The organism is Phyllobacterium sp. LjRoot231, from assembly GCF_964253365.1.
Lineage (GTDB): Bacteria > Pseudomonadota > Alphaproteobacteria > Rhizobiales > Rhizobiaceae > Phyllobacterium.
Window position 1 is genome coordinate 169,297 of record NZ_CAXUQT020000002.1, and the last position, 12,820, is coordinate 182,116.

At 58.4% G+C, this 12,820-nt stretch carries 11 protein-coding genes; 4 read left to right on the forward strand and 7 right to left on the reverse strand.

What is annotated here, in order from left to right; genetic code table 11:
* Position 1 precedes the first annotated feature (1 nt).
* From ACSQ3H_RS24425 to ACSQ3H_RS24455, 7 genes are all read right to left on the reverse strand, one after another.
* A complete protein-coding gene (locus tag ACSQ3H_RS24425) occupies positions 2 to 706 on the reverse strand; it encodes a cytochrome c oxidase subunit 3 (protein WP_436119711.1) in 705 nt (234 codons plus the stop codon).
* Complete coding sequence (gene ctaD / locus ACSQ3H_RS24430; protein ID WP_436119712.1) at positions 703 to 2,481, reverse strand: cytochrome c oxidase subunit I; 1,779 nt, start codon at positions 2,479 to 2,481, stop codon at positions 703 to 705. The genes ACSQ3H_RS24425 and ctaD overlap by 4 nt, the downstream gene beginning before the upstream one ends.
* A 52-nt stretch (positions 2,482 to 2,533) precedes the next feature.
* Positions 2,534 to 3,349, reverse strand: coding sequence for a cytochrome c oxidase subunit II (locus ACSQ3H_RS24435; protein ID WP_436119713.1), 816 nt, complete (start codon positions 3,347 to 3,349; stop codon positions 2,534 to 2,536).
* Positions 3,350 to 3,561: 212 nt separating this feature from the next.
* On the reverse strand, positions 3,562 to 3,915 hold the full coding sequence (locus tag ACSQ3H_RS24440; RefSeq protein ID WP_436119714.1) for a DUF1428 domain-containing protein: 354 nt from the start codon (positions 3,913 to 3,915) through the stop codon (positions 3,562 to 3,564).
* A 65-nt stretch (positions 3,916 to 3,980) separates the two neighbouring features.
* Positions 3,981 to 5,846, reverse strand: a complete 1,866-nt coding sequence (locus tag ACSQ3H_RS24445) for a CHASE2 domain-containing protein (RefSeq protein WP_436119715.1) — start codon at positions 5,844 to 5,846, stop codon at positions 3,981 to 3,983.
* A gap of 6 nt (positions 5,847 to 5,852) precedes the next feature.
* Complete coding sequence (locus tag ACSQ3H_RS24450; protein ID WP_436119716.1) at positions 5,853 to 6,395, reverse strand: FecR domain-containing protein; 543 nt, start codon at positions 6,393 to 6,395, stop codon at positions 5,853 to 5,855.
* A gap of 153 nt (positions 6,396 to 6,548) precedes the next feature.
* Entirely contained in the window at positions 6,549 to 7,487 is a 939-nt protein-coding gene (locus ACSQ3H_RS24455; protein WP_436119717.1) for a LysR substrate-binding domain-containing protein, read from the reverse strand.
* Between the two features lie 268 nt (positions 7,488 to 7,755).
* On the opposite strand from ACSQ3H_RS24455, the gene ACSQ3H_RS24460 reads away from it, so the two are divergent.
* The 4 genes from ACSQ3H_RS24460 to fba are packed head-to-tail and all read left to right on the forward strand — an operon-like array spanning position 7,756 to position 12,815.
* Complete coding sequence (locus tag ACSQ3H_RS24460) at positions 7,756 to 8,805, forward strand: class 1 fructose-bisphosphatase (RefSeq protein ID WP_436119718.1); 1,050 nt, start codon at positions 7,756 to 7,758, stop codon at positions 8,803 to 8,805.
* A 14-nt stretch (positions 8,806 to 8,819) separates the two neighbouring features.
* Positions 8,820 to 9,692 (forward strand): phosphoribulokinase, encoded by an 873-nt coding sequence (locus tag ACSQ3H_RS24465; protein ID WP_436119719.1) that lies wholly within the window; start codon positions 8,820 to 8,822, stop codon positions 9,690 to 9,692.
* 11 nt (positions 9,693 to 9,703) lie between these two features.
* Entirely contained in the window at positions 9,704 to 11,716 is a 2,013-nt protein-coding gene (tkt, locus tag ACSQ3H_RS24470; protein ID WP_436119720.1) for a transketolase, read from the forward strand.
* A 19-nt stretch (positions 11,717 to 11,735) separates the two neighbouring features.
* The gene (fba, locus tag ACSQ3H_RS24475; protein ID WP_436119721.1) at positions 11,736 to 12,815 is read left to right on the forward strand and encodes a class II fructose-bisphosphate aldolase; all 1,080 of its coding nucleotides are present in this window, start codon (positions 11,736 to 11,738) and stop codon (positions 12,813 to 12,815) included.
* The last annotated feature ends 5 nt before the right edge of the window (positions 12,816 to 12,820 follow it).

Consider the following 12,820-nt stretch of genomic DNA (forward strand, 5'->3'; position numbering starts at 1 on the left):
CTTAGGTCAGCAGTTGCCGGCAGATATCGACGAAATTATTTGCCCAGCCTGCGAACAGCGCAAAAATGACCAGCCAGACGATCAGCATGAAATGCCAGTACATGGCGCACAGTTCGATGCTGAGCCGCGCCTCTTTCGGCGGTTCATCCAGCCACACTTTCAGCGTGGTTCGGCTTAGCACCAGGAGACCGCCGAGAATGTGCAGGCCATGCATTCCCGTGATCAGATAGAAGAAGCTGTTGGCAGGGTTATCGGCAAGTACATAGCCGGCGGACACGAGCTCCCGCCATGCAAACAACTGTCCGATCAGAAAGCCGATCGCTGTCACAAAACTTGCCAGAAGGGTGATTTTCATGGCGTTGGCGTCGTTTTGCTGTGCTGAGGATTTTGCCATCTCAAGTGCAATGCTGCTTACGACAAGGGCAGCCGTATTGACCCACAGGACGCCGGGCAGGGGAATGGCCCACCAGTCCTGCAAGCCCATGCGCATGAAATAGGCGCTGATGAAAAGCGTGAACAATGCGCCGACAACGGCAAGAAACACGCCGAGGCCGATCTTTGCGGTTGGTATCGGCGAGCGGGTGATTTGGGAAATGTCACTGGCTCGTCCGGCCTCGAGCCATGGTTTCGACATCAGACGCTGTTGCGCCATCCACCAGATGATGATCGACGCCAGCCCCGCCAGAAAGATCAGGATAGCACTCATGATGAGTGCTCCCTCGACCGGTGTTCAGGGTCTGGCACATTTTGTGGAATGAAGTCCTCAGGAGCGCCGGGAACGCTGTAATCATAGGCCCAGCGATAGACGACCGGAAGCTCTTTGCCCCAATTGCCATGCGGCGGCGGTGTCGTTGGGGTCTGCCATTCGAGCGTCGTTGCCCGCCATGGATTCCCGCCCGCATCCTTGCCTCTGCGGAGGCTCCAGGCTGCATTGAACAGGAAAAGCATTTGTGCAGCTCCCACGGTCAGAGCCATCAGCGTGATGAAGATGTTCAGGTCGTGCGCCGATGGAGGGTTGACCACTGATTCACCCAGTTCGTAATACCGGCGAGGGGCTCCCAGCAGACCCAGATAGTGCATCGGGAAGAAGATCAGGTAGGCGCCGAGGAACGTCACCCAGAAGTGGATCCGCCCCATGGTTTCATCCAGCATTCGCCCGGTGATCTTCGGATACCAGTGGTAGATCGCGCCAAAAATGACCATGATCGGCGCGACTCCCATCACCATGTGGAAATGTGCAACGACGAACATCGTATCGGAAAGCGGGACATCGACGACGACATTGCCGAGGAACAATCCAGTCAGTCCGCCATTGACGAATGTAACGATGAAACCGAGGGCGAACAGCATGGGGATGGTCAGGTGAATGTCGCCACGCCATAGGGTCAGCACCCAATTATAGACCTTGATGGCGGTTGGGACAGCAATGATCAGCGTCGTCGTCGCAAAGAAGAACCCGAAGTTTGGATTCATACCGCTGACATACATGTGGTGCGCCCAGACAACAAAACTCAGTGCACCGATGACGACGATGGCCCAGACCATCATGCGATAGCCGAAGATATTCTTGCGTGCGTGAACGCTGATGAGGTCCGATACGATACCGAAGGCGGGCAGGGCGACGATGTAGACTTCCGGATGGCCGAAGAACCAGAACAGGTGCTGGAAGAGGATGGGGCTACCACCGCCGTGCTGAAGCTGCGTTCCCATCTCCACGATGGCGGGCATGAAGAAGCTTGTTCCGAGTACCCGGTCGAACAACATCATGACAGAGGCGACGAACAGGGCAGGGAAGGCGAGCAGCGCCATGACCGTCGCGGTGAAAATGCCCCAGATCGTCAAGGGCATGCGCATCAGCGTCATGCCGCGTGCGCGCCCCTGCAGCACCGTGACGACATAGTTCAAACCACCCATGGTGAAGCCGATGATGAACAGAATCAGCGACGTCAGCATCAGGATGATACCCCAATCCTGCCCGCCCGGCGTGCCGGAAAGCACGGCTTGCGGCGGATAGAGCGTCCATCCGGCGCCGGTTGGTCCGCCCGGCGCGAAGAAGCCGGCGACAAGGACCAGCACCGCCAGCAGGTAGATCCAGTAGCTCAGCATGTTGGCGTAAGGAAACACCATATCCCGTGCACCGAGCATCAGCGGAATGAGGTAATTGCCGAAACCACCCAGGAAGAGCGCCGTGAGGAGATAGATCACCATGATCATGCCATGCATGGTGATGAACTGGTAATAGCGCTCGGCATCAATGAAGGTGAAAACGCCGGGAAAACCAAGTTGTAACCGCATCAGCCAAGAGAGGACCAGTGCAACGAGGCCGATAGAAATGGCCGTCAGTGAATACTGGATGGCGATGACTTTGGCGTCCTGGCTGAAGACGTAAGTCGTCCACCAGCTATGCGGGTGATAAAGCTCCACATCTTCGACTTCCGCTGCCGGTATGGGGTCGTTGATGCTGGATGGTATGTTGACCATTCTATGCCCTCCCTGGCTTCATCGCTCCTCTCCCCAAAGAGCGGTATCACTCTCAATTCGTTGTCTGTGGTTCTCCGGACGCCATCATCTGCGTGAATGTCTGTTGCTGCTGCAGCCAGGTCTGGTAATCGGCCTCAGTATCGACCACCACCGTTCCGCGCATTTGTGGATGCCCGACGCCGCAAAGTTCGGCGCAGAGGACTTCGAAGGTGCCGGTTCTCGTGGGGGTAATCCAGAAATAGGTGACCATGCCCGGCACCATGTCCATTTTCGCCCTGAACTCCGGCACGTAGAAATCATGCAGGACATCGATTGAGCGCAGGACCATCTTAACAGGTTTTCCAACCGGAAGGTGCAACTCGCCGCCCTGGATGATGATGTCGTCCAGGCCGGCGCTGTCGTTCTTGTTCACACCCAAGGGATTGTCGGCGCTGACATCACGGGTCTCGGATGTTCCGAGCTTGCCATTGGCCCCAGGCAAACGAAAGCTCCAGAGCCATTGCTGACCGACGACTTCGACCTCGGTGGCGTCACTCGGCACATTGACAAAGCGGTCCCACACGAACAATCCGGGCGCAAGCATGGCGACAACGCCGATGGTGGTCACCGTGGCGAGCCAGAATTCCAGCTTCCTGTTTTCCGGCTCATAGTGCGCACGGTTTCCTGGCTTGTGCCGGAAACGGAAGACGCAATAAGCGACGAACAAAACCACCGCGACAAACACGAAACCGGTGATCCAGAAAGTAATGATGATTGTATTATCGATGTATTGCCAATTGGACGCGATCGGCGTCCACCACCAGGGACTCAACAGATGAAACAGGACTGACGCAACTGCAACAAAAGCAAGAATAAAGACTACAGCCATTCTATTGTCCCCTCCCTGCCGAATCGGCTGTGGACATGAACTCGCAATCCGTAGAAGTTTCACCGTAGCATTTCACAAACGAGAAATACAGGTAGTCGACTCATCGAAAGTATCGGTATGCCGACTGTCAGGAACAGTGATTGTTTTTGATCGCGCGCCGTTATCGACAGCGCGCGGATTCGGTTGGGAAAAGCACCCATATTGGATGCGCATTATAGCTCCATAAAAGGTGCAAATCCGCCATAGATCATGCGCTTGCCGTCGAAAGGCATATTGTCCATGCTCCCCTTAAGACGCGGATCTTCCATGACCTTCGCGTTGATAGCGTCACGCTTTTCGCGGGATTCGTAGACGATCCAGGAAAAGGCAACGGTCTCGTCGTCTTTTGCCTGCACTGCGCGCGGAAAGGAAGTGAGTTCGCCATAGGGCACGTCATCGGCAATGCACTCGACATAAGCCAGCGCCCCGTGTTCCTTCCAGATCTCTCCGGCTTTCCGAGCCAGTTCTTTATAAGCTTCGAGTTTCTGCTTCGGGACGGCAACTATGAAACCATCGACATAGGACATGTAGACCTCCTCTTGATTGGAACGACCATAGGACGTTGGATCAAGCGGGAATCCTACAATGTCTTTTAATTTTTGTCTTGGCTGCGCCACAGCCAGATTGTTACCGAGCCAGAGCGTCCGCGAATTTCCGCTTCCAGTGGTCCGCTGAGGACGCCGGTTTTGTACGGGTCGCTGTCCGGTCCTGCGACATGCAGGATTTCGGTGCTAAGCGCGAGCTCCGCCTCATTGCTCTTCGCAACTTCCATCAACCGGCTGGCCACGTTGACCGTATCGCCGGTCGCGGTGATCTGTTGGCGGCTTCCGCCACCCAGTCGCGAAGCAACCACCGTTCCGAAATGCGCGCCCAGTTTGAAGCCGATCCGCGACGCGATCGATGACGGCAGCGAGGCGAGCCAGAGTCTCATTCCATTACAAAGTCTTATGCAGCAGCGCGTCGCATTGGCTGCATCCTCCGGTGTCGGTTCCGGCAGACCAAAGAGGATCATCGCCCCGTCGCCCATGAAACTCGTGATGGTTCCATTGCAGGCCGCAACTTCCTCGTCGACCAGATTGTAGAAACCGTTCAGCAGTTCGCGCGTCGCATTGGGTCCAAGCACTTCGCTGAGGCCGGTGAAGCCTGACAGGTCGATGAAAACCACAGCCGCGTCCTGGCGAACCGGCTCGGCTAGAAAGTTGGGGTTTTGCGCCAGCCACTTTCCAAGGCCCGGAGCCTGGACACTTTGCAGCATCTCGCTTTGCGTCGCAAAATGCTGCGCCCGTCGTCTGCCAAGCAAAAGCTGCGTCGCACCAAATATGAGAACCGGCGGCACAACTGCGGCAATGGGTATGGCCGCGCTGAGCCAGATGCCGTTTGCAAAGGCTACCGCGTTGAAAATGAGCCATGCGCAAACCACTGCGACCATCGCGCCCAGTCCAATGGCACTGCGCCGCCACGCGAGCAGCCCTACGAGGACGAGCGGCAATCCAACAGCGAAACCCGCGTCGACAAGGCGAATATTACGATCGCGGACCGTGGCGTCGCCCGCCACCAGTTGGGCTATTGCCGTGGAGATGACCTCCACGCCCGGAAGCACCTGATCAAAGGGTGTCGGGAAAACGTCGCCGCCGCCGGTTACCGTCGTTCCGAGAACGATAATCTTGCCGGCAACATCCTTGGCCGCAAGCTGACCATTCAGCACGGCAGCGGCGCTGATCGTTTTTATCGTGCCCCTCGGACCATAGAAGGTCAGGGGAAATGATTGGCCAATATCCGTGCGGATGTGGTGCTCGCCCAGCGCGATGCCGCCGGGCTCGAATACAGGTTCGACTCCGGCGGCAAGTGCAACTGCACGTAATGGAAAAGACGGCTGGACCTCCTCGCCCTTCTTGAACAACATCGGGATAAATCGCGGCGTTCCGGACTGGTCAGTTGCCACGTTCACGATGCCCACCGACGAGACATCGGCAAACTCTTGCTGCGGGAGTAAAAAGCTGACGGCATCCGGAACGCGATCGAGTGCGTCGCCGTTCGAGGGCTCGATCAACTGCTTGCCGCTCGCGAACACTGCCGCCCCCGCCAGAAGTGTCGTGGCTTTCCCAAGCGATTCTGCAAGCTTCCGGTCGCCATCTTCCTGACCGCGATCCACAAGAAGCAGATCCATAGCGATGACTTTCGGCTTAAGCTTGGCGATTTCGTCGATGATCGCAGCGAGCGTCGAGCGGGGAACCGGGTAGCTGCCAACCAGCGTCACTGTCGGGTCGTCGATGGCAATGATTGCCACGGTGTCCGGTGCCGGCATTTTCCCGCGAATAATGGTGCGAAGATCAGTGAGAGTTGCTTCGACGCGTTCCAGAAACCAGGTGTTCCCCCTGATGTGCATCAGGCCGAGCCCGGCCCCCCAGACGCAGGTCAGGATCAGCGCGATCAGCGTCTGCCGTACGCGGCTGCTCATCGCTTTTTACTGACCAAGGCGCGTCATCAATGCGTTGACACGCGGGGCAGGCCAGCGCTTTACAACGAGCGCGCTGGTGCTTTCGTCCACATCGACGCCTTCACCGGGTCCGAGCACCACTTCCGCGCTCGTGGCCTGCCTGCGAACGCTGACCGCGCCCCTGACAACGAACACCGCGGTTTTACCGGCACTGACATCGACAGCCCATTTCGTACCCCTGACCGCTGCAATCGCCTGCGGCGTATCGACCTCGAATCCCGCGGGGGATTTCGGTGCGTCAAGCAATATCGCCTTGCTCCTGGCCCGCACGGCATCGACGATCCCGTCGCGGCTGCGGTCCAACAATGTGTATCGTGCCCCGCGCTCAGCGGTAATAGTGAGGCCGCCACGGCATTTCAGTACCTGCCTCCCGGTCCCGCCGACCTGCGTCAGCACGCATCCCGAATTGGTCGCGGAACTGGCGGATTGTGCCTGCGCCACACCTGAGCCCAGCATAAAAACAAAGCCAAGGGCCGCCACTGCGCGAAAAATTCCCGCCATTGAGTCCATGGAAATTGCCCCTGTTACCGGCACCAGACTAGGCGCGGTTTCGCCTGCAATATAGGACTACAGGAGGGCATTTCAAAGCGCTGATAAGGTTTTCTCTTACATCGGCGTCAGTACTGGCCGGTTTTGTACCGGGCCCAACGGCAGTAGAGCCGTTCAAAGCTCGCTGGCGGGATAAAGCCGGTCGATCGACGGCAAGCATTGCGCACCCTTGCGGCTGAGGAAGTCCTGAAACGCCCGCATGGCCGGTGACATTGTCCGGTCTGTGCGCACGACGGAAAACCATTGGCGGCGGATAGGCATGCCGATCACGTCGAGCATCACCAGTCTGCCGACTTCCAGTTCCAGCGCGATGGTGTGGGCCGAGATGAACGCGATGCCGAGTCCGGCCATCACCGCCTGCTTGATCGTCTCGTTCGACGACATTTCCGTCCCGAGATCGTCGAGCCGGCCTGGCAACTCGCTCAGAAAAATCTCGAGCGATATGCGCGTACCTGATCCCGGCTCGCGGATAAGGAAATGCTCCTGCGCGATACGCTCTTTCGTGATGTCGCGGCACTTGGCAAGCGGATGATCGGGAGCGGCGATCATCACCAGCGGATGATCGCCGAAGACTGCTGAACGCAACGGCACATCTTTTGGCGGACGGCCCATCAGGGCGAGATCGACCGCGTGGCTCTTCAGCCCGGCTATGGTCTCGGCCCTGTTGCCGATTGCCAGCTTTATGGCGATATCCGGGTGTTCCTTGCGGAAGATCGCCATCAGTTGCGGCGCAAAATATTTGGCGGTGGACACGACGCCCAAGGTCAGGCTGCCGATGCGCAACCCCTTGATTGCATCGATCTCGTCTTCGAGCAAGCGCAACCGCTCTTCGATCATTTGCGCCGCATCGAGAAAAGCCAGACCGGCAACGGTTGGGCGCAGGCCTTCATTCGTGCGGTCGAACAGGATGATATTGGCATCCTCTTCAAGGAGTTTGAGCTGGATCGTTACCGCAGGGGGCGTCAGGCCCAGCGCATTGGCCGCGGCGGCGATTGTGCCGTGCGCCATGATCGCCTGGATCGCCCGCAGTTGCTTCAAATTGAGATTGCGCATAGCCACAGTTAATATAATTTATCGAGTAGGTAAATATAATAAATTTTACTAAGTGTGCCCCGCGTGGTTCCATGTTCCCGAAACCTGACGCGGAGAGACGTTTAAGGGATCCTTTGAAAATTCAGCCTGATGAGGCAGATGGTGTGATTTTCGAGTACCGGAGCGGAGTGGACTTTTGAGTCCATGAGCACCGGAAGCACAGAAAATCGCATCAGGTGTCCATCAGGGTGGAGAGTTCAAAAGGTCCCTCAGGTACGGGAGGACTACCATGACCACGGCAACTTTAGATGCCTTCCTTGGATCCTATGCGGAGAGCGGCGATACGCTTCGTGCTTCCGTGTCGTTAGTCGTGCGCCAGCTGTCCCTGACTGCGGTCAAGATCCGCAACACGATCAATCAGGGCGCACTCGGCAAGGCCTTCGCCAGCAGCCAAGGCAGCAAGAACGCCGATGGCGATTCCCAGAAGGACCTCGACATCTTCGCCGATGACATGTTCCTTGAGGCTATGCGTCAGGCGCCAGTCGCGCTCTACGGCTCCGAGGAACTGGCGCATCCAGCCTTGCTTGACCCAAGCGCGCCGCTGGCGCTGGCGATCGATCCGCTCGACGGTTCTTCCAACATCGACACCAATGTCTCCATAGGGACAATCTTCTCCATCCTCCCGGTGGCTGGCCAACCGGACAGCGAGCCTGGCGCGTCGTTTTTCCAAAAAGGCGATCGCCAGCTCGCTGCCGGTTTTTTCATCTACGGACCACAACTCGCGCTGGTCCTGACTCTTGGCAGCGGCACGCATGTCTTTGTGTTCTCGGCGAGGCTCGGCACATTCATCCAGGCTTATGCCAGCATTGTCATTGCTGAGAAGACACAGGAATTTGCCATCAATGCCGCCAATTACCGGCATTGGGACGAGGCGGTGCAACTCTATGTCGATGACTGCCTGAAGGGCAGCGAAGGACCCCGCGAGCGTGATTTCAACATGCGCTGGATCGCGTCACTGGTGGCGGAAACCTATCGCATTCTCATGCGCAGCGGTGTGTTTCTCTATCCCGGCGACAAGCGCAAGGGCTATGGCGATGGCCGTATCCGGCTGGTCTACGAGGCCAATCCCATTGCCTTCCTCATAGAACAGGCGGGCGGGGCAGCGACCGACACGGCAGGCCGCATTCTCGATCTGACACCGAAGACCATGCACCAGCGCGTGCCGTTCATCTTCGGTTCGGCGAGAGAAGTGGCACGTATCACCCGGTATCATACCGAGCCCAGTAACATTGGTGAGCGTGCTCCGCTCTTCAGCAATCGCGGCCTGTTCAGGGTTTAGGGAGGAGAGGCGACATGTCGGCAAAGCATCCAATCATATCCATCACCGGATCGTCAGGCGCGGGAACGACCTCGGTCAAGCGCATCTTCGAGCAGATTTTCCGCCGCGAGCATATCGAGGCCGCGTTTATCGAAGGCGACGCGTTCCACAAGTACGACCGCAATGCCATGAGGGCGAAGGTCGCGGAGGAAGAAGCGAAGGGTAACCCCAACTTCACGCATTTCCATGTCGATGCCAACGAGTTGCACAAGCTCGACGAGGTCTTTGAGGAATATGGCCGCCGGGGTACGGGCCAGACCCGTACCTATATCCACGACGACGAGGAAGCCGCGCAATACAACACGCCGGCGGGCACGTTCACGGAATGGCGCGATTTCCCGCCAAGCACCTTGTTGTTCTATGAAGGGCTGCATGGCTGTGCCGTGACCGAGGGTGTCAACCTTGCCCGGCACGCGGATTTGAAGATCGGCGTCGTTCCCGTGATCAACCTCGAATGGATCCAGAAGATCCATCGTGACCGCTCGACCCGCGGTTACTCCACCGAGGCGGTGATGGACGTCATCCTGCGCCGGATGCCAGACTATGTGCGCTACATCACACCGCAATTCACGCTGACCGATATCAATTTCCAACGGGTTCCGATTGTCGATACATCAAACCCGTTCATAGCCCGGTGGATACCGACACCTGACGAATCGATGCTGGTCATTCGTTTCGCCCGGCCGCGCGGGATCGACTTCCCCTACCTGCTGTCGATGATCCACAACTCCTTCATGTCGCGGGCAAACTCAATTGTCGTGCCCGGCAACAAGTTGGATCTCGCCATGCAACTCATCCTGACGCCGCTGATCATGCAGTTGATCGAACGCAAAAACCGTGCCTCGTGAAGGAGATAGCGATGAACACGCAAGCTTTGCTTCAAGAAACCCCGGACGTAGAAACCGTCTCGGAACGCGATATGGCAAACGCCATCCGGGCGCTGGTTATGGACAGCGTGCAGAAGGCCAATTCCGGTCACCCCGGCATGCCCATGGGTATGGCCGACGTTGCGACGGTTCTCTTTAACCGCTTCATCAAGCTTGACCCGTTGCATCCGCAATGGCCGGACCGCGACAGGTTCGTTTTGTCGGCTGGGCACGGTTCGATGCTGCAATACGCCCTGCATTATCTGATCGGCTATCCCGACATGCCGATCGAGGAACTGCAGCGTTTCCGCCAGCTTGGCGCGAAGACGGCGGGTCACCCCGAATATGGTCATGCGCAGGGCATCGAGATGACGACCGGTCCACTCGGGCAGGGCATCGCGACTGCAGTCGGTATGGCGCTGGCCGAACGGTTGCTGGTGCAGCGGTTTGGCGAGGATATCGTCGATCACCACACCTATGTGATCGCTGGAGATGGCTGCCTGCAGGAGGGCATCAGCCACGAAGCGATTGACCTTGCCGGTCATTTGAGACTGTCGAAGCTGATCGTCTTCTGGGACAACAATTCCATCTCGATCGATGGGCCGACATCGCTTTCGACGTCCATGGATCAGTTGATGCGGTTCGAGGCTGCCGGTTTCGATGTGCAGGAGATTGACGGCCACGACTATGAAGAGATCGCGGAAGCCATTGCACGCGCCAGGTCTTCTGACCGGCCATCGCTGATTTCGTGCCGCACGATCATCGGCAAGGGCGCGCCGAACCTGCAAGGAACCGAGAAGACCCACGGTGCGCCTCTGGGGGACACGGAGATTGCCGCCGTCCGCCAGACCATTGGCTGGCCGCACCAGGCATTCGACGTCCCCGAGGACATCATCGAGACCTGGCGCGATGTGGCCCGCCGCGGTGCCGATGAGCGGCGCGAATGGTGTGTACGAATGGCAGCATCACCGCATGGAGACGACCTCAGGCAGGCCGTTCAGAAGCAGTTGCCGGCGACCCTGTTCGATGAGCTGAATGCTTTCCGCCGCGAGCATGTCGAGAAGGCAACCAAGGTTGCGACCCGCAAGGCTTCGGAAATGGTGCTTGGTGTCATCAACAAGGCCACCGATCTGACGATTGGCGGCTCGGCTGACCTGACCCATTCCAACCTCACGGTTACGCCCGGCATGCGGGATGTCACGCCGCAAAATTTCTCCGGCCGCTACATTCATTACGGTATCCGCGAGCATGGCATGGCTGCGGCGATGAACGGTCTCGCGCTGCATGGCGGCTTCATTCCCTATGGCGGCACATTCCTGGCGTTTGCTGATTATGCGCGTGGCGCGATGCGGCTGTCGGCACTGATGGGCCAGCAGGTCATCTACGTCATGACACATGACTCGATCGGTCTTGGTGAGGATGGTCCGACGCATCAGCCCATCGAACATCTGGCGATGCTGCGCGCCACGCCCGGCATTAACGTTTTCCGGCCCGCCGATATCATCGAGACAGCTGAATGCTGGGAGCTAGCGCTGAAGTATAGCGACCGGCCAAGCGTCATCGTCCTGTCGCGCCAGAATCTTGCGATGCTGCGCCACGCCCATGCTGAGGAGAACCGGTCGAGCCGCGGCGCCTATGTGTTACGCGAAACGGCGGAACCACGCGCGATTACGCTGCTGGCGACTGGCTCCGAGGTCGAAATCGCCTGTACTGCCGCCGACATGCTGCGCGGACAGTACAAGATCCCGGCCGCAGTCGTATCGATGCCGTCATGGGAATTGTTCGAGGCGCAAACCCCGGCCTATCGCCGGTCTGTTTTGGCTGCGGCACCGCGTATCGGTATCGAGGCGGCAGCACGCCTCGGTTGGGATCGCTGGATTGGCGAGAAGGGTGCCTTCATCGGCATGCAGGGCTTTGGCGCCAGCGCGCCGGCTCCGGATCTCTACCGCCACTTCGATATCACGCCTGAAAACATCGTCGCCACGGCGCGCAAGCTCATCAACTGAACTGAAAGGAGTATTGATCATGGCCCGGATTACCTTGCGACAATTGCTCGATCATGCTGCCGAGTATGGCTACGGCGTTCCCGCCTTCAACATTAACAATATGGAGCAGGGGCTTGCCGTGATGGAAGCGGCTGCAGCCTGCGATGCGCCGGTCATCCTGCAAGCGTCACGTGGTGCACGTTCCTACGCCAAGGATTTGATGCTGGCGCGGATGATCGATGCGCTGGTGGATATCTATCCATCCATTCCCGTCTGCATGCACCAGGACCACGGCAATGACGAAGCCACCTGCCTGACTGCGATCCGCCACGGCTTCACCTCGGTAATGATGGACGGTTCGCTCGAGGCCGATGCGGCAACGCCTGCCGCCTATGAGTACAATGTCGAGATCACCAGACGAGTCACCGCGATCGCCCATTGGGTGGGTGTGTCGGTGGAAGGTGAACTCGGTGTGCTGGGTTCGCTCGAAAGCGGCGAGGCCGAGGCCGAAGACGGTCATGGTGCGAGCGGAGTGCTCAGCCACGACCAGCTCTTGACCGATCCGGATCAGGCTGTGGATTTTGTCCTGCGCACCAAGGTCGATGCGCTGGCCATCGCCTGCGGTACATCGCACGGCGCCTACAAATTCACGCGCGCTCCGGACGGCGACATCCTGGCGATGGGCGTCATCGAGGAAATCCACCGCAAGCTGCCGAATACCCATCTCGTTATGCATGGCTCGTCGTCTGTTCCGCAACCTTTGCAGGACATCATCAACCGCTTCGGTGGCGAGATGCCGCAAACCTATGGCGTGCCGGTCGAGGAGATCGAACGCGGTATTCGCCACGGCGTGCGCAAGGTCAATATCGATACGGACTGCCGCATGGCCATGAGCGGTCAGTTCCGCCGGATCGCTACGGAAAACCCGGCGGAGTTCGATCCGCGCAAATTCCTCAAACCGGCGATGGATGCCATGCGTGACCTTTGCCGAGACCGCTTCGAGCGGTTTGGCACGGCAGGCAACGCATCGAAGATCAAGGTGATCGGCCTTGATGACATGGCCAAACGTTATGCCGCCGGAAAACTCGACCCGCAAATCGCTGCAGCCAAGGCTGCCTGAAGACT